This window comes from Bergeyella zoohelcum ATCC 43767 (assembly GCF_000301075.1).
In the GTDB taxonomy this organism is placed as follows: Bacteria; Bacteroidota; Bacteroidia; order Flavobacteriales; family Weeksellaceae; genus Bergeyella; species Bergeyella zoohelcum.
In genome coordinates this window covers 624,051-644,372 of the sequence record NZ_JH932293.1, presented here as the reverse complement: position 1 = coordinate 644,372, position 20,322 = coordinate 624,051, and the positions used below count along the sequence as shown (strand labels likewise).

Annotated in this window: 16 protein-coding genes and 1 pseudogene; 8 read left to right on the top strand and 9 right to left on the bottom strand. The window is 37.9% G+C overall.

Features of this window, described 5'->3' with window-relative positions:
• Positions 1-2,052: pseudogene (locus HMPREF9699_RS02955) on the top strand (hypothetical protein); the annotation flags it as partial.
• Positions 2,053-2,103: 51 nt separating this feature from the next.
• Here HMPREF9699_RS02955 and HMPREF9699_RS02950 read toward each other — a convergent pair.
• Genes HMPREF9699_RS02950 through ccoG form a run of 3 tightly spaced genes read right to left on the bottom strand, consistent with a single transcriptional unit; the run spans position 2,104 to position 4,797 of the window.
• A complete protein-coding gene (locus HMPREF9699_RS02950; RefSeq protein WP_172539686.1) occupies positions 2,104-2,841 on the bottom strand; it encodes a sulfite exporter TauE/SafE family protein in 738 nt (245 codons plus the stop codon).
• The gene (locus HMPREF9699_RS02945; RefSeq protein WP_002662294.1) at positions 2,832-3,287 is read right to left on the bottom strand and encodes a FixH family protein; all 456 of its coding nucleotides are present in this window, start codon (positions 3,285-3,287) and stop codon (positions 2,832-2,834) included. Before HMPREF9699_RS02945 ends, HMPREF9699_RS02950 begins: the two co-directional genes overlap by 10 nt.
• A 55-nt stretch (positions 3,288-3,342) precedes the next feature.
• A complete protein-coding gene (ccoG, locus tag HMPREF9699_RS02940) occupies positions 3,343-4,797 on the bottom strand; it encodes a cytochrome c oxidase accessory protein CcoG (RefSeq protein WP_002662293.1) in 1,455 nt (484 codons plus the stop codon).
• An 833-nt stretch (positions 4,798-5,630) separates the two neighbouring features.
• Between ccoG and HMPREF9699_RS02935 the strand changes: the two genes are divergently transcribed.
• Positions 5,631-6,536, top strand: a complete 906-nt coding sequence (locus HMPREF9699_RS02935; protein WP_002662292.1) for a TIGR01777 family oxidoreductase — start codon at positions 5,631-5,633, stop codon at positions 6,534-6,536.
• Positions 6,537-6,586: 50 nt separating this feature from the next.
• Here the strand turns inward: HMPREF9699_RS02935 and HMPREF9699_RS02930 are convergent, their stop codons facing one another.
• The 5 genes from HMPREF9699_RS02930 to HMPREF9699_RS02910 form a co-directional block, all read right to left on the bottom strand.
• The gene (locus tag HMPREF9699_RS02930; RefSeq protein ID WP_002662291.1) at positions 6,587-7,453 is read right to left on the bottom strand and encodes a cbb3-type cytochrome c oxidase N-terminal domain-containing protein; all 867 of its coding nucleotides are present in this window, start codon (positions 7,451-7,453) and stop codon (positions 6,587-6,589) included.
• A gap of 18 nt (positions 7,454-7,471) precedes the next feature.
• On the bottom strand, positions 7,472-7,666 hold the full coding sequence (locus HMPREF9699_RS02925; protein ID WP_002662289.1) for a cbb3-type cytochrome oxidase subunit 3: 195 nt from the start codon (positions 7,664-7,666) through the stop codon (positions 7,472-7,474).
• A gap of 33 nt (positions 7,667-7,699) precedes the next feature.
• Positions 7,700-9,955: a cytochrome-c oxidase, cbb3-type subunit I gene (gene ccoN / locus HMPREF9699_RS02920; protein ID WP_002662287.1), complete on the bottom strand. Its 2,256-nt coding sequence runs from the start codon at positions 9,953-9,955 to the stop codon at positions 7,700-7,702.
• Between the two features lie 8 nt (positions 9,956-9,963).
• A complete protein-coding gene (gene ccoS / locus HMPREF9699_RS02915; RefSeq protein ID WP_002662286.1) occupies positions 9,964-10,167 on the bottom strand; it encodes a cbb3-type cytochrome oxidase assembly protein CcoS in 204 nt (67 codons plus the stop codon).
• A gap of 206 nt (positions 10,168-10,373) precedes the next feature.
• Positions 10,374-12,767: a heavy metal translocating P-type ATPase gene (locus tag HMPREF9699_RS02910; protein WP_002662285.1), complete on the bottom strand. Its 2,394-nt coding sequence runs from the start codon at positions 12,765-12,767 to the stop codon at positions 10,374-10,376.
• Positions 12,768-12,866: 99 nt separating this feature from the next.
• Between HMPREF9699_RS02910 and HMPREF9699_RS02905 the strand changes: the two genes are divergently transcribed.
• Positions 12,867-13,571, top strand: a complete 705-nt coding sequence (locus HMPREF9699_RS02905) for a Crp/Fnr family transcriptional regulator (protein ID WP_051008191.1) — start codon at positions 12,867-12,869, stop codon at positions 13,569-13,571.
• 175 nt (positions 13,572-13,746) lie between these two features.
• Complete coding sequence (panB, locus tag HMPREF9699_RS02900; protein WP_002662283.1) at positions 13,747-14,562, top strand: 3-methyl-2-oxobutanoate hydroxymethyltransferase; 816 nt, start codon at positions 13,747-13,749, stop codon at positions 14,560-14,562.
• Between the two features lie 58 nt (positions 14,563-14,620).
• Here panB and HMPREF9699_RS02895 read toward each other — a convergent pair whose 3' ends face one another.
• Positions 14,621-15,064 carry a lipocalin-like domain-containing protein gene (locus tag HMPREF9699_RS02895; protein ID WP_002662282.1) on the bottom strand — a complete coding sequence of 148 codons (444 nt, stop codon included), beginning with the start codon at positions 15,062-15,064 and terminating at the stop codon, positions 14,621-14,623.
• A gap of 172 nt (positions 15,065-15,236) precedes the next feature.
• On the opposite strand from HMPREF9699_RS02895, the gene HMPREF9699_RS11285 reads away from it, so the two are divergent.
• The 4 genes from HMPREF9699_RS11285 (at position 15,237) to ileS (ending at position 20,230) form a co-directional block, all read left to right on the top strand.
• Positions 15,237-15,503, top strand: a complete 267-nt coding sequence (locus tag HMPREF9699_RS11285; RefSeq protein ID WP_002662280.1) for a hypothetical protein — start codon at positions 15,237-15,239, stop codon at positions 15,501-15,503.
• Complete coding sequence (locus HMPREF9699_RS02890; protein WP_002662279.1) at positions 15,455-15,766, top strand: hypothetical protein; 312 nt, start codon at positions 15,455-15,457, stop codon at positions 15,764-15,766. Before HMPREF9699_RS11285 ends, HMPREF9699_RS02890 begins: the two co-directional genes overlap by 49 nt.
• A gap of 154 nt (positions 15,767-15,920) precedes the next feature.
• On the top strand, positions 15,921-16,610 hold the full coding sequence (locus HMPREF9699_RS02885; RefSeq protein ID WP_002662278.1) for an RluA family pseudouridine synthase: 690 nt from the start codon (positions 15,921-15,923) through the stop codon (positions 16,608-16,610).
• A 149-nt stretch (positions 16,611-16,759) separates the two neighbouring features.
• Positions 16,760-20,230, top strand: a complete 3,471-nt coding sequence (gene ileS / locus HMPREF9699_RS02880) for an isoleucine--tRNA ligase (protein ID WP_002662277.1) — start codon at positions 16,760-16,762, stop codon at positions 20,228-20,230.
• The last annotated feature ends 92 nt before the right edge of the window (positions 20,231-20,322 follow it).

Genomic DNA, 20,322 nt, shown 5'->3' with positions numbered 1-20,322 from the left:
ATGAACAAAACAACAATCAAGATCAGTGTGTTAGCGTTCTTAGGTTTTATGACCTATGGCTATGCACAGCAACAGCAGCAAGACCCTTACAAGGGTAAAGTAGGGGTAAACACTATAGAGCCGAGTGCTACGATGGACATCCGCCCAAGTACAGCCAATGCTCAGAAAGAAGCCACCACTAACGAAGGGATTATTGCTCCGAAGCTAAGCAAAACGAGAATTGCTAATATTGAAACTCCCGTAGAAGGTACTTTGGTGTATGCTACGGATGAAACTACTTCTCCTATTTCTGCTTACACGGGAGGAGATACGAAAGTAGCAAAGATTACGGAAAAAGGGTACTATTATTACAACGGTACCGAGTGGGTAAAAGCGGGGAGTGATGCTACTGACCAACTTTGGGCTCAGAGAGATAATGGTGGAGTTACAGAGACTTATTTGAAACCAGCCCTTACAAACAATGACATTGTAAGCTATCAAGAGAATAGACGATTATACAATAATTTAGGAGAATTTAAGTTTGATACGAATACTTTTTCATTAGGAACAAATTTATTAGGAGCAAAAGATTTACCATTCTTTAATGGAATTTCTTCTGATGCTTTGCCTATGGCAGCTAATTTAGGAGCAGGGAATCCTTTTACATTTGATAATGCTTATTTATTCAGTGCTAATGCTGGACAAATAAAACAGACACATGTGCAAAATGCACAAAATACAAGTAGTATTGGAGCAAAAAAATCTTATTCTGGTGGTGCCTCACTACTCTTTACAGATAGAGATGTAACAGGAGATTTAGGTTATTTATCAGGATTTAGTGCTAACGCAAAAGTGAATTCTAATGTTAATGTAGGGTTTTTATTTGGTTTAGGCACTAATCCTACCGCTGGTGATTTTGCAGGCAGTACAAATCCTAATGTAAGTGTAATGGAAGGGGTTAGAGTTTTTACATCGTCACTAGCGAACTCCACAGTTTCAAACCTAATTGGTATATCTTCTACACCTGTTGCTTACAAATCTAAAAATGATAATATTATAGGTGTTAACTCATTGGCAGAGAGTGGAAGTGGGTTTTGGTACACAAAAAATGATGGAGGTGTTTTTACTAAAACTACTCTAAAAAGTTTATTAGGTGTGAAATCAACCGCAGAAGCTAAACCTAATTCTACGATAAATGTACTCGCTTCATCATTTAATGTTTCTAAGTTTTATAATACTTCTAATGTTACTCATGGATACGGAATTTCTAATCATTCTTTTTTTGAAAACGGGGCAACAGTAAAAGATTTTAGTAGTTATGAAACGGGATTAAATGCTGATGGAAGTGTAAATATAGACAACTATGCAGTTTTTAAATTTTACAAAACTCCATCCCAAAACATGGAAAGTTTTAATCCTAAGAGAATGTTTGGACTTTGGTTATCAGACATTAATAATGGTACAGAGTTCAATTATGCTATCCATACAGGAGCAGGAAACATCCGTTTTGGAGATTTACAACATTCTGTTAGTACCAATGTAGCAAGTACAGGAGACCGTCCGGTATTCGTCACGGCAGATGGGGTATTAAAAGTAGGTACAGCTTCTACTATCAGATCTGCATGGGTTCCAGATACAGCGAGTAATTCTGTGCAGCTTGCCATTACATCTGCTAATGGAGATAGAACTACTCATCCAATAAGCATTACAGATGATGGAATGGTAAGAGCTACTTCTTTCCAAGGAGTTAATGGAGCCACTATCTTCCCAGATTATGTATTCCAAAAGTACTATACAGGGACTTCGTCTATCAAGGCAGATTATAACTTTAAATCATTGAGCCAAGTAGAAGATTTTGTAAAAGCGAATGGACACTTACCAGGGTATAAATCTGCGGCAACCATTAAAGCACAAGGATATGTAGATTTAATGGAAACTCAACTGACCAATGTAGAGAAAATAGAAGAGCTTTACCTACATCTTATGGAGAAGGAAAAAGAAGTGAAAGAGTTAAGAAATAAAAATCAAGAACTAGAGAATAGATTAGAAAGATTAGAAAAACTGCTAAAATAACTTCCTATTCTTCAAATCAATAAGCTGACCATAGGTCAGCTTATTGATTATTTAATGACAGCTATGTCCAGAAGAATGATGCATCTTCTTATCCGTTTTAAGTTCTAAACTCTCTTTCGGTGGAGAGAGATAGGGAATCCCCAAATCTAATCCTCTCAATACAAAGAGTACTCCCATCACAAACATCAGCATAGGAACCAATTTTAATACGCTATTCCTGAGCTTCTGAGTGATAAATCCACCAAATAAAACCACTGCAAACATAAAAGGAAATGTCCCTATACCAAATAATGCCATATAAGCAGCCCCTTGCCATACGCCACCAGCGGCCAGTGAAGCCGTGAGTGCTACATAGACCATCCCGCAGGGTAAAAGCCCATTAAGCAATCCCGTGATAAACCTTCCGCTGAGATTCTGACGCTGAAGAAATTTTCCTAAATTCTTTTTTACCGTATATAATAAACCATTGATGAAAGGAATTTTAGTAGCAAAATCTTTTCCACCAAAAGAGAACGCTGCCATGAGCATCATGATAATACCTACTCCTATAGATAGAGGCTGCTGAACGCCCGCCATCTCAAATCCTTGTCCTACAAGTCCTAAAACCCCACCTAAAAGTGCATACATACTAATTCTGCCGAAATTATAGCTTAGGTTATGAAGTTGAAATTTTAGTGCTTGAGTTTTCGTCATTCCCATAGAGAGTGCTATAGGTCCGCACATGCCTACACAATGAAATCCTGTGGCAAATCCTAAACCTAATGCAGAGATAACCATTGCTATTTCCATAATATATCGTAATCTATTTGATAGGGCGTATTATTTTTTGTCCATCTAAGTTTCAAGGTATAAGAGCCTGATGATAGTACTTTGGCTGGAATGGTAAATCCTAATTTACCTCCCATGTCTTCTTCTTTCTTAATATCTAAATTGGCATCATCTGTTCTAAATAATTCGAATTGAGTTTTTCCATTTTCAGGAAGAACAGAAACGGGAAAAACCACACTAATTCCTTGAGGTGTTTGGGTAACGGTAGGTTGTTCTTTGAGCTGTGCTGCATTATTTTTCGCATCAATTACTTCCTGATACCTCAGCTCTTCTTCATAATAGTTATGAGAAACCATTTCTGAATTTTGCCAATTTCTGGAAAAATAAAATATCATAGAAAGGATAAAGAGCATAAAGGACAATAATGCCACTACAATGCCGTGTCCCCAAGTAAATTTTTTAAACATAATGAATTAGAAATTAGAGGTGAGAAATTAGAGGTAAGAGCCATCAGCCCATCGTCTAAAACGCTATCTTAAACGGCCCTTCAAAATAAGTTTCAAAACTATCCACCATTTCTCCTTTTTCATTGAAAACACCAATCACAATATTCTGTTTAGACAGTTTTATTTCAGACTCTGGGAAAGAAACATTCGCAGAACCTTTTACCATTTTATCCCTCTTAAGATAAACTTTTTGGCTTCCACTCAGGGTAATCTTACCATGGTTCGGGCTGATTACTTTCACGGTAACCACTTTGTCTTCATTAGATTTGTTCAGGATGGTATAATTATAAATATTGGTAATCTGCCCTTCATTAACAAAATAATTGACTCCTGCAGGCTTAATAAACTTGGCTTCTAAATCTCCACGATTATAAAGCAAAAAGCCTAAAAACCCTACCAAAAGTGTAAGCACCACGGTGTAGGCTTTCATTCTATTGGTAAATTTGAATTTTTCCTCCTGCTCTATTTCTCTCTCTGTAGCATAGCGAATTAATCCTTTCGGTAAGCCTACCTTTTCCATCACTTCATCACACGCATCTATACACGCCGTGCAGTTTACGCATTCCAGCTGCTGCCCATTTCGGATGTCTATCCCCGTAGGGCATACCACTACACACTGGTTACAGTCTATACAATCTCCTTTTCCTAAGGCTTTTCTGTCTTCATTTTTTCTCCATTTAGAACGGTTTTCTCCTCGTTTAAAATCATAGTACACATTGATGGTTTCTTTGTCAATGAGTACTCCTTGTAATCTTCCGTAAGGACAAACCAAAGTACATACTTGCTCCCTAAACCAAGCAAATACAAAATAGAAAGCCCCTGTAAATACAATCATCACAATAAAATTGGTAGGATGAGCAAATGGCCCTTGCTTCATGATACGGAATACCTCATCTTTCCCTACGATGTACATAAACATAATGTGCGTAATGACTAGAGAAATCACCACATATATGGACCATTTCAATCCTTTTTTCCAAATTTTCTCAGCATTCCAAGGCTGGCTATCCAGCTTCATCTGTTTATTTCTATCCCCTTCTATGGCATATTCTATTTTTCTGAAAATCATTTCCATAAAAATAGTTTGTGGACACAGCCATCCGCAAAAAATTCTTCCGAAAACCACGGTAAATAAAATAATGAATACCAGCGAAGTAATAGCCCCCAATGCCAAAATAAAAAAGTCTTGAGGGTAGAAAGGTTGTCCCAAGATAAAAAACTCTCTTTCCAAGATGTTAATCATCAAAAAGGGATTTCCATCAATGGTAATAAATGGCAAACCAAAAAGCACAGCAAGTAAAAAATAGCTCACCCAAGTTCTATAATTGGTATATTTTCCTTTGGGTTTTCTTGGAAAAACCCACTTTCTCTTCCCTGTGCTGTCCATGGTGTTCACGGAATCACGAAAAGTCTCAGGCTCTACCACTTGTCCTTGTCCTCCTTTGTATTCTTTTATTTCTTTTTCAGACATTCTGATTACTATTTATTTGTACAAAATTACTAATAAAGCCGTAACCAATACCCAATAAAAAACTGATAAAACACCATGAAAAGGTATTTTAATTTAGAACAATTCTAATCAATGTGTTTTATAATCTATTTGAACATGATTATTGATGATTACTGAAAATAGGCTAAACATATAAGGCTTGTGTCAGTTGCTCATTAGCTGTTTTATATGGTTCAAACGAAAAAAGCAAGAAGAAAACAAAGCTATTGAGAGATTGTACGATGTGCAAAGTATAATGATTTTAGAAGTTAGAGATTAGATGTTAGAAATTAGAAGCTATTTGCCAAGAGCCAAAAGCTAAAAGCCAATCGTTAAAATCCCATTTCTTATGCTGACTCCATCGGAATCAAATGTCTATAGCCATAGCAACCGTTTTGTTATTCGACCCCATCGGGGTCGAATGTTATACCAAATCATGTCCCATGCTATAAACATAAGACTTTTACAAGGTCAGACCAAAAGCCTACTGCTTTTAGAATTTAGAAATTAGAAATTGTACAATGTATAAAGTATAATGTACAAAGATTTTGGAGGTTAGAAAGTGAAAAGCCTACTGCCTATTGCTTCCTGCCTCCTGCTTATAGCACTGTAAAACAAGGGCTGAACTATTTGGAAACCTTGAAGAAGCATTAGCGACTTTATTTCTCTTCAAAACATCATCTTTCATTATCCCTCCCAGTATAACTTTGTGTTTTTATTATCAGAAAATTTTAAACTGGCTCTTATAATAATTTTATGCACTTGACCGATTCCATTTTTGATTCCCATAAGAAAGTCATAACTTTGAAAGAAAAATGGGAATTATCCTTATCACTGGTGCCAATGGAATGTTGGCACAAAAGTTAGAAAAACAACTGAGCGTACATCACGAAGTACGATTTCTTACCCGAAAACCGATTCGAGAAAACGAATTTCTTTGGGATATAAAGAAAAAATTCATTGATGAAAAAGCATTAAAAAACATCACACATATCATTCATTTAGCAGGTGCAAACATCGGAGATGGAAGATGGACTCCAGAGCGAAAAAAAGATATTTTGGAAAGTAGAGTGCTGTCTGCCCAGCTTCTTTTAGAGGCAGTAAAAAGAAACAAAATTCAGTTGGACGCCTATATTTCGGCATCTGCGGTAGGCTATTACGGTGCAGTTACCCGAAACGAAACGCTCACAGAAAACTCCTCTACGGGAGATGACTTTCTCAGTCATGTTTGTACAGCATGGGAATCGTCTGCAAATGCTTTTCAGCCTTTTTCAAAAAGAGTCGTCATTCTGAGATTCGGTGCCATTATCAGTAGTAGTGGCGGAATGCTAAAAAAAATGATAGTACCTACCCGAATGTACATCAATGCTGTAATAGGTAGTGGAAAACAAAATATCCCATGGATAGATATAGAAGATGCTGCTAGGCTCTTACACTTTTGCTTAGAAAAAAACAATAGCCAAGGGATATATAACGCCGTAAGCCCTCAAAATGTGGACAACAGGACATTTACTATGATTTTGGCTAAAGTTTTAAAAAAGAAAATATTTCTTCCCGCCATTCCAGCATTCATTATAAGATGGATTTTCGGTGAAATGTCTGTACTCCTTTTAGAAGGCACCCCTATTTCAGCACAAAAAATCATAGCAGAAGGATTTGAGTTTCAATATGCGAATTTAGAAGAAAGCCTTAAGAAAGAACTCAAAAAAATAGGGCATTAAAAAACCACTTCTCAAAGAAGTGGTTTTTTGTAGTATCATAGAAAAATATCTTATTTCCATTTTGCTTCTTCTCCTTGTGGAGCTGCTCCTCCTTGAGCATCTGGAAGCTCTTGATTGATATGATAGATATAAGCCGCAACTTTCTCAATATCATTTCCTGTAAGCTGTCCATTCTGACCGAATGCCACCATGGCAGGGTTATTAGGAGAGCCGTTATACACCACATGGAATACACTTTTAAACAATGTTTCCTCTGGCTGATTTATCCAGTAGTTATCTGTTAAGTTCGGGCCAATACCCCCTGCACCACCATCCATATGGCAAGACACACAATTGGTTTTGAACACTTCTTCCCCTTCAGCGATAAGGTCAGAATTGTATTCTGCGGTCTCTATTGTTTTTTGAGGAACGGTTTTCATGTATTCATCAATCGCTGCTATTTGCTGTTTGTATTCCGTTTCGTACTCATCTGTAGGATTCGCAAAGCTAGTAAACGCAAAAGAGATGATATACACCACACAGTACGCTACACCAAACCAGAAAAGACCTAGCCACCATTTCGGAAGCTGATTATCTAGCTCCATAATACCATCAAATCCGTGGTCAATAAGAATATCTTTCTCATCTTTAGTAGACTGCTTTTTAAATGCAGACTCCCAAAGTGATTTGAAGTAAGGTTTGTTTTTTGCCTCTAAATAGGCTCTTCTTTCTTCTTCAGAAAGCTCTTTAAATTTAGCATTTTCTATCAAATCAGAGATTGCATTATGAATTAATGCTAATACACATGCAATTACAACTGTTCCCCAAAAGTAAGCAGAAGAAAGGAATGCTGTACTCTGAATGAACATATAGTAAACGATGAAAAGTATAGTGAGAATCACTAGTATGTTTACGATAATGGGCGTTCTTGGTTTCATAATTATTAATATTAAAACTTATAGAAGATTTTGATCATTTTCATCTCCTTCTAGAGGAGCATTGGCAGCATCACGATAGTGGTTTTTGGACCTACTCAGCGTATAGAGAATAATACCGATGAAAAATATCATGAAAAGTATCAAAGCCAATGTCTGATAAAATCCTGTTCCATTTTCACTAGCAACGAGTTCTTTTACACTTTGTGGTATCATGATGCTGACAATTTAAATATGATTCAAAAATATTTACTTAACACTCGCAGTTTGAATATCGGTAGTTTTGATATCCGTTCCTAGTCTCTGAAGATAAGCAATCAAAGCGATAATTTCTTTCTTCTCTAGCTCGCCTTCAGGTCTTGATGCATAAGCCTGCTTAAGGTCAGCCGCTTCAGAGAAAATATCTTTTACAATCGCTTTTGCCTGATTGTCTGCCCATGCTTCAGCCGTATCTATCTGTGCTTTAGTATAAGGCACATCAAAGGCATCTTTCATGAGTTGGAGTTTATTCACCATCTCTGAACGGTCAAGGTCATTCGCTATTAACCAAGGATAACGCGGCATGATAGATCCTGCAGAAGTAGATCTTGGGTTATACATGTGCTTGTAATGCCAAGAGCTTGGGTTTTTCCCTCCTTGTCTATGAAGGTCTGGTCCTGTTCTCTTAGATCCCCAAAGGAATGGTCTATCGTACACGAATTCTCCTCCTTTAGAATATTGCCCATTTTTACCATTAAATCTTACTACCTCATCACGGAACGGTCTAATCATCTGTGAGTGACACGCATTACACCCCTCTCGGATGTAGAGATCTCTACCCTCTAGCTCTAGTGGAGTATAAGGCTTTACAGCAGAAATAGTAGGTACATTTTCTTTTACCGTAATTGTAGGAATAATTTGTACGGCACCACCAATTGCTACTGCAATAAATGAAAGTACAGTAAGGTAAAGTGGCATTCTTTCTAACCAAAGGTGGAAGCCTTCCCCTTCTTTTCTTCCATCTCCAATATTTGCTAACGCAGGAGCTTCTGCTGGAACTTCTTTTTGGAATGAACCTTTTCTCACCGTAGCCACCACATTGATTACCATCAAAATAGCACCTGAGATGTACAATATTCCTCCTACAAATCTAGAAATATAGTGTGGAATAATAGCCGTTACAGTATCTAACCAGTTTTTCCAAACCAGCGTACCATCTGGGTTAAACTGTTTCCACATAAGTCCTTGAGTAAACCCTGCTATATAAAGTGGTACGGCGTAGAAAATAATCCCCAAAGTACCTAACCAAAAATGCCAGTTAGCAAGTTTAGTGGACCAAAGTTTCGTTCTCCACATAATTGGCAATAGGTAATAAATCATACCGAATGCGATGAAACCATTCCACCCTAATGCACCGATATGCACATGCCCAATTACCCAATCGGTATAGTGACCAATCTTATTTAAAGTTTTAGTAGCTAAAAGTGGTCCTTCAAAAGTAGCCATACCATAAGAAGTAACCGCCACTACAAAGAATTTCAATACAGGATTTTCTCTCACTTTATCCCATGCACCTCTCAATGTCAATAGACCATTAAGCATACCTCCCCAAGATGGAGCAATAAGCATGATAGAGAAACCTGTTCCTAATGCCTGAGCCCACGCAGGAAGTGCTGTGTACTGCAAGTGGTGTGGCCCTGCCCAAATATATACGAAAATCAATGACCAGAAGTGGATGATAGATAATTTATATGAGAATACAGGTCTATCTGCCGCCTTAGGCAAGAAGTAATACATAAGCCCTAGTACTGGTGTAGTTAAGAAGAATGCCACAGCATTATGGCCATACCACCACTGAACCAAAGCGTCTTTTACTCCTGAATAAGCAGAGTAAGACTTCCACATATTTAATGGAACAGCAAGGTTATTGAAAATATGAAGCATCGCCACAGCTAACCAAGTTCCGATGTAAAACCAAATTGCCACATAAAGGTGACGCACTCTTCTTTTAGCAATGGTACCAAACATATTAATCCCAAATAATACCCAAGATACCGTGATTAAAATATCTATTGGCCATTCATGTTCAGCATATTCCTTAGAGGTATTAATTCCCATAAAGAATGTGATGACTACGGACACTATCATAATTTGCCATGTCCAGAAGTGAATCCAAGATAGTGCATCACTGTACATTCTCGCTTTTAGCAAACGCTGAAGTGAGTAATAAATCCCAGCGAAAATACAGTTCCCCACGAATGCAAAGATTACTGCACTGGTGTGCAACATTCTGATTCTACCGAAGCCGAATGCCCCATTGGTATTAATAAGCCCTTCAATATTCCCTGCTGCCAATGACTTAATGGTAGAGTCATCGGTACCGAAAAGGTACTCCGGTAATTCAGGATAGAAGAGCATCAAAGCGGCCGTGAGTCCTAGCAAGAACCCTACAACCCCAAACACCACAGTAGCATATAAAAATGCTCTTACGATGCTGTTGTCATAACTGAACTTTTGTGTTTCCATATAGTATATTACTTATTTTTTTCTTTTTTTGTTTTTTGTTCTTCTGCATCTACCTCTTGCTTTTCATCCCTCAGCTCATCATCTAATAATATCCTCACTGCGGGAGATTCATCATCTTCAAACTGACCTTTCTTTGCATTTATGATGAACATAATGAGAAAAATAACAGCCAAAGAAACACTGCATATAATCATCAAATACAATATATCCATCAGAAGTACAAATTTAGGGTTTATCCGCCCCCAAATTTAATGATTTTTAATGACTTTAATCATGAAATGTTAAAAAAGGTTAATTTAAAACCGTTCTAAATTAACTTTTTCTCAATAAATACAAGAAAAACTACACATAAAAACAAAATAAACCCAATAAAAAACCGAATAATTCAATTTGAGAAAATATTATTTTTCATCAAGTATCAATTTTTCCTCAACTCGAAATATTTAAAGCTCCTTAACCATGTAGCCAAAGAAGTAAAAGCAATGACAGAAATGGAACTGATAGGCATCAAAATAGCTGCAAATAATGGAGACATATATCCCATCACTGCAAAACTAATCCCAAAGACATTGTACGCCAAGCTAATGGCAAAAGTCATCTTTACTATGGTGATGGCATCATGGCTGTACTTCATATACTGATGCAGATTCGTTACCCTTTCTCCGTGCATGATAACATCCGATGCTGGAGTGAAAGAGTTAGAGTCATCTGCAATGGCAATACCTACATTGGATTGCTTTAACGCCCCTGCATCATTCAGTCCATCTCCCAACATAACAACTCGCTTACCCTGCTCTTGTAAAGATTGTATATACAATAATTTTGATTCGGGATTTTGATTAAAAACAAATGCACCTCCCTCTCCAAAGATAGCCATAAGCCTCTCTTTTTCAGATTCATTATCCCCACTGAGCACATGCAGCTGATAACCAGAAAGTGCCTCCACCATAGTGTTTAGCCCTTTTCGGTATTCATTTTCAAAAACAAATCGCCCTAAAAGCACATTATTTTTAGAAATATAAACTGCCGTTTCCAGTGTCTTGGCTTCTGTTCCATTAAAACTCGCTGCACCTATTTTATACAGCTGCCCTCTTACTTTTGCACTATACCCTTTTCCTGTTTGAGCTTCGAAATTTTCCACCTCATAATATCCATCTTCCACATCTAAATATGCATACAGTGCCTTAGACAGCGGATGAGACGAATTTTTAAGCAAAGATTTTATATTTTCTTGGTCAAAATCCGAAAGTGGTGCTCCGTGAAAAACGATAGAAGAAGATTTAGAATGCGTAAGTGTCCCCGTTTTATCAAAGACCACGGTATCCATTTTTGCCAATTTTTCTACCGTGAGTGCATCTTTTACATAAAACTGATTTCTACCAAAAATCCTCATCACATGCCCAAAAGTAAAAGGAGCTGAAAGCGCCAACGCACACGGACACGCCACGATAAGAACCGCAGAAATCACTTGCCACATCTTCTCCGTATCGATTTGATACCAATATCCTCCCGCTACAATGGCAATACCTAAAATAATGAAAGTAAAATACTTACTTATAGCATTAGTCAGGGTATCCAGTCCCGTTTCTTTTTTCTTAAACGCCTCTTTATTCCAAAGCTGTGTAAGGTAACTTTGATCCACACTTTTAATGACTTCCAGCTCTAAAATAGCTCCCATCTGTTTTCCTCCCGCAAAAATTTTATCCCCAGATTTTTTAGCAATAGTAGCACTTTCTCCTGTGATAAAACTATTATCTATATTCCCTTCGCCTTTAATGAGAATAGTGTCCACGGGGATGATTTCTTGATCTCTCACCATGATCCTATCTCCTACTTTCAGCTCAGAAAGCAAAATATTTTCCTGAGCACCATCAGATTTGAGCCGAGTAACCGCTATAGGATAAAAAGATTTATAATCTCTATCATAAGAAAGTGTACTATAAGTTCTTTTTTGGAAATACTTCCCTAAAAGCATGAAAAAGAGCAAGCCACAAAGTGTATCAAAATATCCTGGCCCATCATAAGCACTAAATGCCTCATAGATACTTCTAAAATAAAGCACCAAAATCCCTAAAACGATAGGCACATCTATATTTACTACTTTATTTCTGAGCCCATACCATGCCGATTTAAAATAATCAGATGCAGAATAAAATACCACTGGTGTGGACAAAAGGAAAAGAATATACCTAAAAAGATATTTGTACTTCTCCATCCAGTAATCTGTAGTACCCATGAGCTGCTCCGCGTATTCTGGATAGCTAAAAAACATCCCATTTCCAAAAGCAAAACCCGCGATGCCCAGTTTTATCAAAAGGGTTTTATCCATTTTTTCCTCTTTCTTATCGGCAGTTTCCAGATTCACCACAGGCTTGTAGCCCAATCGGGTAAGAAATTTTGCCAGCTCACTGAGTTTTAAATCATTTTGATTAAAAGAAACCTGAACTGTCTTTCGGGTAAAGTGCACTTGAGAATAGTGAATTGCAGGATGAATGGTGGCCAAAGATTCCAACAGCCAAATACATGAAGAGCAATGAATCACAGGAATCTTAAATGTTACCAAAGAGGTATTTCCTTCTGAAAAATCAGTTACCTTATCAAATATTTCTGGCGTATCTAAATAATCAAACTCCGAAACATTTTCATCAGGACGAGTTCCCGCCTGACGATTGAGCTGATAGAAATTATCCAGACGATTACTATGCAGTATTTCATATACCGACTGGCACCCATTACAGCAAAATATCTTTTCATCATACTGAATGGGCGTCTTATCTGCAGGCTGTCCACAATGGTAACAAGAAGTTTTCACACGCTAAAGAAATAAAAAGACAAAATTATGATAAAATACTTTGCCAATGGCTACAAAAACCATTACTTTTGCTGATAAATATCATGACACAGTACCGATATGCAGGAAACCATAATGAAACCCAGTGATGATTTTATTTCATTTTTTGATGAAAGCTCGCTTGAGCACCGCATTCCAGAATGCTTATTAAAAAGGGTAAAAGAGCATAAAGTATCCATAAAATACAATAAAGGAGAACATCTTTTTGACGAAAAAGAAAGTCCTGAAGCAGTATATATCATTAAGAGTGGAACCGCTAAACTTTCTAAAGTAGGAGCTTATAAAAAAGAACAAATCCTAAGATTCATTACCGAAGGAGACCTCATCGGTTATCGTTCCCTACTCTGTGGAGAATCTTTCCGTGCCAAAGCCGAAGCACTTACCGAAGTAGAAGCACTTAAAATCCCTTCAGACCTCTTCGTAGAACTCCTCCAAGAGGATAAATCTTTGGCTTTTGAGATGCTCAAAAAAATCGCCTACGAACTGGGGGAAAGCTGTGATACCATTACCTTCCTTGCCCAAAAAACCGTAAGAGAAAGACTGGCAGAGATGCTCCTCACCTTAGAGCAAAAACTGGGTACTGACCCTGAGGGATTCATTAAAATCACCCTCACCAGAGAAGAAATAGCCAACCTCATCGGTACCGCTACGGAATCCGCCATAAGACTCATCTCTGAATTTAAATCCGATAAAATCATCGAGACCGAAGGAAGAAACATCAAAATCATAGACCGAGAAAAGCTTATGAAGCTAGGACATGTTTAGTATATTGTACCATGTACAAAGTATAAAGTACAAAGACTTATGCGTATGGCTTCGCGGTTTCCTGCTTGATTGTACAAAGTTCAGAAAATTTAAACCATCTTTTTAATCTTTTTAATCTTTTTAATCTTTTTAATCTTTTTAATCTTTTTAATCTTTTTAATCTTTAAATTAAAAAATGTCTATCCACTCTGAAATAAAAAAAGTAACCACCACTTCCCTACTCAAAATGAAAGCAAAAGGGGAGAAAATCTCCATGCTTACCGCCTATGATTTTACCACTGCAAGGATGGTAGATGCAGGAGGCGTGGACACTATACTAGTGGGAGATTCTGCAGCCAATGTCATGGCAGGGTATGCCACTACCCTTCCCATCACGCTAGACCAAATGATTTATCACGCACAGTCCGTGGTACGAGGCGTACAGAGAGCATTGGTCATCGTGGATTTACCTTTCGGAACTTACCAGAGCAACCCCGAAAAAGCCTTAGAATCTGCCATCAGAATCATGAAAGAAACAGAAGCCAATGCCATCAAGCTAGAAGGCGGTGCAGAGGTGGCCGATTCCATTAAAAAGATAGTAGATGCAGGAATACCCGTCATGGGACACTTAGGGCTCACCCCTCAAAGCGTAAACCAATTGGGCGGTTATGGTCTGAGAGCAAAAGAGGATGCCGAAGCCCAAAAACTACTGCAAGACGCACAGCTTTTACAGGAAATAGGCTGCTTTGGCTTGGTACTAGAAAAAATCCCCGCTGCTCTTGCGAAACAAGTTACCGAAAGCCTTCGTATCCCTACCATTGGTATTGGAGCAGGAGTGGATTGTGATGGGCAAGTACTGGTGTATCATGATATGGTGGGCATGAATGACGGCTTTGCCCCAAAATTCCTTAGAAAATACCTTCATCTGTATGCTGAAATCACAGGAGCCATCGCTCAATATGTAAAAGATGTAAAAGAAAAAAACTTCCCAAACGAAGCGGAAAGTTATTAAAAATTAGACTATAAGATATAAGAAAATGCCCGAGAAAATCTCTCAGGCATTTTTTATTTTAGTTGACACGGGTAAATAATAAAGTATACCTGTCATTCACTCCATCACCATTGAAGTCCTCACCGCCCGTATCATCAGCAACTTCAAGCTCTGTGTCAGTAAGTTTTAAAACTTCATCAGTAAAGGTTCCAACAGGAGTTTCCATTCGTAGCATTTTCGTATTGGCATTATATGTATATGTACCTTGATCTGTTCCCATATCTTCACATACTCCATTGAGCTCTTCGAAAGTATGACTTTGTAGCTTTCCGTCATTAAAAAATTGTATAGTGTTTTTATTTTCACAAGGAGCAACATCTTGACTTATCAGGAGTGCATTTGTCTTTCCATCATATACATTCTCTTTAGAAATTTTCCAAGTTCCAACGATAGGAGAGTCCGAATCTCTATCACACGCCACGAAAGACATCGCTACCAATGTCGAAAGTAATAACTTTTTCATTTTGATTAATGTTTAAATTTTTAGCAAAAATAAAAATAATCATTGGATATACAAAGTGAGAAAAGAAAAAAACTTCCCAAACGAAGCAGAAAGTTATTAAAGACGAAAAGCTACAATCCCTCCCATACAATCTAACACATAAGGTGTACTATCTGATTTTCTATCTTGTGCAATGAATGCACAAGCTCGTGCAAGTCCTACACAAGATGTACTATTGAATTTCCTATCTTGTGCTATGAATACACCACCTTGTGCAAAAGGTACACAAGATAGATTTTTAAATTATTCATCTAGTGCAAGGAATACACAAGATAGATTATTCAAAGCACAAGATAATTTATTGAAAAAAAATCATTATCTTAGCCAAACGATAATTAAAAATATAAAATTATGGCTAGAAAATCTTTCGCTGAACTCTGCACTTCAGCACAATTATTAGTAGAAGCAGTTAATAAGAGAGAAGGGAATTTACCTGTAGGGGTAACTTCTGAACTAAAAGACCAACTCAATACCGCACAACAAAGAGCAGTACAAGCCAATGTGGAACAAGAAAAACTAAAAGCATTGCTCAAAGAAAAAACCGCTGAGCTGGATAGCTACATCGCCCAGATAGAGAACACCTACGCTCATCTTAAAAAATACATTAAAATGGGGGTTCCTCAGGAACTATGGCGTGAGTTCGGTATAGAGGATAAACGATAAACATTTTCAGAAAAACTGTTTCCATTATTGGGAACAGTTTTTTTATTTAAAAAATTAAGACAAGTCACAGCTAGCCTATCAAATATAAAACAAAAAACACTGCTTCCTGCTTATAAAAAACATCGTACTTTTGCACCCAAGGAATAAAGCTACTATGGAATCACAAATCATCTACGAAGACAATCACCTCCTAATCATTAATAAAAAAGTGGGACAGCTGGTACAAGGCGATAAAACCGGCGATGCTTCCCTACTGGATGTACTCAAAAACTTTATCAAAAAAAGAGACCAAAAACCAGGCAATGTATTTCTAGGGCTCGTACATAGAATAGACAGACCCACTTCGGGATTGGTGATTTATGCCAAAACTTCCAAAGCCCTCTCTCGGCTTACTCAGATGGTGAAAAATAGAGAAATCAAGAAAACCTATTGGGCCATAGTTCCCAAAGAAATGATTCCTCAGCAGCAACGGCTAGTGCATTATCTCAAAAAAAATGAGAAAAATAACAAAGCCATCGTCTTTCCTTCCGCTGCCCAAGGAGCAAAAGAAGCCATCCTTTCCTATACCATTATCCAAGTGCTGGATCATTATCAGTTACTGGAAATCAATCTAGAAACAGGAAGACATCACCAAATAAGAGCCCAACTCTCCAAAATAGGCGTTCCTATCAAAGGTGACCTCAAATACGGAGCTCCGCGTTCTAACCCCGACGGTGGCATTTCCCTACATGCCAGAAAACTGGAATTCATCCACCCCGTTACTAAAACTCCGATGACCGTCATCGCACCCGTCCCTGAAAAAGATACCCTGTGGGGTAAGTGTGAAGAAAACGCTGAAAGATGAACCACCACAGCACTCACTACCAGATACCCCATCACACATCAGAAGAATTTCTAAGCTTGCCTTACCATTGAAAACCTTGTTTTTTAGTATAATCAACTAAAAACTCTTATCTTCGCAAAAATTTGAATAAAAAAATAAAAATGAACCCAATGTCAAAGTTCAACGAATATAAATCCCTTGATTTAATCCATGTTTCGGAACAAATAGCTCAATTTTGGAAAGAAAATGATACTTTCAAAAAATCCGTAGAAACCCGAGAAGGACACCCCGAATTTGTGTTCTATGAAGGACCACCTTCTGCCAACGGAATGCCCGGTATCCACCATGTCATGGCAAGAGCCTTAAAAGATATTTTCTGCCGTTTCCAAACTCAGAATGGGAAGCAAGTGTTTCGCAAGGCAGGTTGGGACACACACGGACTTCCTGTGGAGCTGGGCGTGGAAAAAGAACTGGGAATTACCAAAGAAGACATCGGTAAAAAAATCTCGGTAGAAGAATACAACCAGGCTTGTAAAAACGCCGTGATGCGCTATACCGATGTTTGGAATGACCTTACTGAAAAAATTGGTTATTGGGTAGATTTGGACAATCCTTATATCACCTACCAACCGAAATATATGGAGTCTGTATGGTGGCTTCTGAAACAGCTTTACAATAAAGATTTGCTTTATAAAGGCTATACCATTCAGCCATATTCTCCAAAAGCAGGAACAGGACTCTCCTCCCACGAGCTGAACCAACCTGGAACTTACCGCGATGTGAGCGATACCACCATCGTAGCACAGTTTAAGGTAAAAAAGCGCTCTCCTGCTCTAAGCAATAAACTCAATGCAGGAAACATCAATTTAGAAAATGAAACTTGTGGTGGGGTTAATCATTGGAAAGAATTTGACCAAGAAACTAACAACCAGCAGCCCATCTCCATTTTAGCCTGGACCACTACCCCTTGGACTTTACCTTCTAATACCGCTTTAGCCGTAGGTAAAGACATTGATTATGTTTTGGTAAAAACTTTCAATCAATATACTTTTGAGCCGATAAATATTATCTTAGCGAAAGTTCTTTTAGAGAAAAACTTTGGTAAAAAATATACTATAGGAACTGAAGAAGATTTTGCTCATTATACCAGTGAAAGCAAAACTATTCCTTACCAAATCCTTGCCGAATTTAAAGGTAGTGATTTAGCAGGAACGGAATACGAACAGCTTATCCCTTGGTTCAGTCCTGCGGAAAATGCAGACCAAGCATTCCGCGTTATCGTAGGAGATTTCGTAACTACGGAAGACGGAACGGGAATAGTACATATTGCCCCTACTTTTGGTGCCGATGACGCTCGTGTAGCTAAAGAAAACGGCATTCCACCTATGCTCATCAAAGATGAAAACGATAACCTTGTACCATTGGTAGATTTACAAGGGAAATTCGTAAAAGGTGAAAATGTTCCTGAAACTTTCGGTGGAAAATACATTAAAAATGAATATTACGATAGCGATGCCCCTGAAAAATCTTGGGATGTAGAACTCGCTATTCTTTTAAAAACTGAAAATAAAGCCTTTAAGGTAGAGAAATACGCTCACTCCTATCCACACTGCTGGAGAACGGATAAACCAGTACTTTACTACCCGCTAGATTCTTGGTTTGTGAAAATGACTGCGGTGAGAGACCGACTTATTAATTTAAACAAAGAAATTAACTGGAAACCAAAAGCTACAGGAGAAGGGCGTTTCGCTAACTGGCTGGAAAATGTAAACGATTGGAATTTATCTCGTTCCAGATATTGGGGCATCCCGTTGCCAATCTGGAGAAGTGAGGATTTGAAAGAAGAAAAAATCATTGGTTCCGTAGAAGAATTGGTAACCGAAATTCAAAAGTCTATCCAAGCGGGATTGATGTCCCAAAATCCTTTTGAAGGCTTTAAAGTGGGCAACATGTCTGAAGAAAATTATGCTAAAATAGATTTACACAAGAACATTGTAGATGAAATTATTTTGGTTTCAGACAGCGGTAAACCAATGAAACGCGAGAGTGACCTCATCGATGTATGGTTTGACTCTGGAGCGATGCCTTACGCTCAGCTACACTACCCTTTTGAAAACAAAGATTTAGTAGATAACAACAAAGCTTTCCCTGCAGATTTCATTGCGGAGGGTGTGGACCAAACGCGTGGTTGGTTCTACACGCTTCACGCGATTGGGACGACTGTTTTTGATTCTATTGCTTATAAAAATGTGATGTCTAACGGATTGGTTCTCGATAAAAACGGACAAAAAATGTCTAAACGATTGGGGAATGCCGTGGATCCATTTGAGACATTGGCAAAATATGGCCCTGATGCTACGCGTTGGTACATGATTTCCAATGCTATGCCTTGGGAAAACCTGAAGTTCGATGTAGATGGCATAGACGAAGTTCGCCGTAAATTCTTCGGAACACTCTACAATACCTATTCATTCTTTGCCTTGTATGCCAATGTAGATGGCTTCAAATATGTAGAAAAAGACATTGAGAACAGACCAGAAATTGACCGTTGGATTCTTTCCGAACTGAATCTTTTAGTAAAAGAAGTAACGGAATATTACAACGATTATGAGCCTACCAAAGTGGCAAGAGCCATCAATACTTTTGTAAATGACAATTTGAGTAATTGGTATGTGAGACTTTGTCGTCGCCGTTTCTGGAAAGGGGATTATACAGAGGATAAAATTTCGGCGTACCAAACGCTTTACACTTGCTTGGAAACCGTAGCAAAAATTTCTGCTCCTATTGCTCCATTCTTCATGGACAAACTATACCAAGATTTGAACGCCGTAACTGGGAAAGACCAAGCAGAAAGCGTACACCTCACTGATTTCCCTGTAGTGGACGAAAGCCAAATAGATACCGCATTGGTAGAAAAAACACACTTGGCCCAAACTATTACTTCTATGGTATTCTCTCTCAGAAAGAAAGAAAACATCAAGGTAAGACAGCCTTTACAAAAAGTGATGATTCCAGTATTGGACAAAAAAACGGAAGAACAAATTTTAGCGGTTGCGGAACTCATTAAACAAGAAGTAAATGTAAAGGAACTTCATCTTATCAATACAGAAGAAGCCGCTGACCTTATCGTAAAACAAATTAAACCTAATTTCAAAACATTAGGTGCGAGATTGGGGAAAGATATGAAAGCCGTAGCTACAGAAATTCAGAATTTCACAGGAGAGCAAATTTCAGCTTTAGAGAAAGAAGGAAAAACCACAGTAGCAGGACACGAAATTACGCTTAACGATGTAGAAATATCAGCGAAAGATATCCCCGGTTGGACGGTAGCCAGCGAAGGAAAAACTACAGTAGCTTTGGACTTAACAATAACGGAAGAGCTAAAATCTGAAGGTATTGCAAGGGAGTTCATCAACCGAATTCAAAATTTAAGAAAAGATAAAGATTTTGATTTGACGGATAGAATTTCCATTCAGCTGGAAGAAGAGAATCCTTTCAAAAAAGAACTCACAAGCAACGAAGCTTATATTTCAGCAGAAGTGCTTTCAGATAATATCACATTCGTAACATCATTGTCGGATGCCAATGAGATAGAAATAGATGAAGTGAAATTTAAAGTCTTAGTAGAAATTAACAAATAATGATTCAAAAGAAATCTTAATAGAGAAAACCGCCGTGTAAAACGGCGGTTTTTTTATTTGGTTAAAAAACAAGGAATAGTTAAAAAATTATA

What these genes read in the sequence shown, in the direction of transcription:
- HMPREF9699_RS02950 (WP_172539686.1), bottom strand. Translation starts at nt 2,841, where the DNA reads ATGGAAATAGCAATGGTTATCTCTGCATTAGGTTTAGGATTTGCCACA.
- HMPREF9699_RS02945 (WP_002662294.1), bottom strand. Translation starts at nt 3,287, where the DNA reads ATGTTTAAAAAATTTACTTGGGGACACGGCATTGTAGTGGCATTATTG.
- ccoG (WP_002662293.1), bottom strand. Translation starts at nt 4,797, where the DNA reads ATGTCTGAAAAAGAAATAAAAGAATACAAAGGAGGACAAGGACAAGTG.
- HMPREF9699_RS02935 (WP_002662292.1), top strand. Translation starts at nt 5,631, where the DNA reads ATGGGAATTATCCTTATCACTGGTGCCAATGGAATGTTGGCACAAAAG.
- HMPREF9699_RS02930 (WP_002662291.1), bottom strand. Translation starts at nt 7,453, where the DNA reads ATGAAACCAAGAACGCCCATTATCGTAAACATACTAGTGATTCTCACT.
- HMPREF9699_RS02925 (WP_002662289.1), bottom strand. Translation starts at nt 7,666, where the DNA reads ATGATACCACAAAGTGTAAAAGAACTCGTTGCTAGTGAAAATGGAACA.
- ccoN (WP_002662287.1), bottom strand. Translation starts at nt 9,955, where the DNA reads ATGGAAACACAAAAGTTCAGTTATGACAACAGCATCGTAAGAGCATTT.
- ccoS (WP_002662286.1), bottom strand. Translation starts at nt 10,167, where the DNA reads ATGGATATATTGTATTTGATGATTATATGCAGTGTTTCTTTGGCTGTT.
- HMPREF9699_RS02905 (WP_051008191.1), top strand. Translation starts at nt 12,867, where the DNA reads ATGCAGGAAACCATAATGAAACCCAGTGATGATTTTATTTCATTTTTT.
- panB (WP_002662283.1), top strand. Translation starts at nt 13,747, where the DNA reads ATGTCTATCCACTCTGAAATAAAAAAAGTAACCACCACTTCCCTACTC.
- HMPREF9699_RS02895 (WP_002662282.1), bottom strand. Translation starts at nt 15,064, where the DNA reads ATGAAAAAGTTATTACTTTCGACATTGGTAGCGATGTCTTTCGTGGCG.
- HMPREF9699_RS11285 (WP_002662280.1), top strand. Translation starts at nt 15,237, where the DNA reads ATGAATGCACAAGCTCGTGCAAGTCCTACACAAGATGTACTATTGAAT.
- HMPREF9699_RS02890 (WP_002662279.1), top strand. Translation starts at nt 15,455, where the DNA reads ATGGCTAGAAAATCTTTCGCTGAACTCTGCACTTCAGCACAATTATTA.
- HMPREF9699_RS02885 (WP_002662278.1), top strand. Translation starts at nt 15,921, where the DNA reads ATGGAATCACAAATCATCTACGAAGACAATCACCTCCTAATCATTAAT.
- ileS (WP_002662277.1), top strand. Translation starts at nt 16,760, where the DNA reads ATGTCAAAGTTCAACGAATATAAATCCCTTGATTTAATCCATGTTTCG.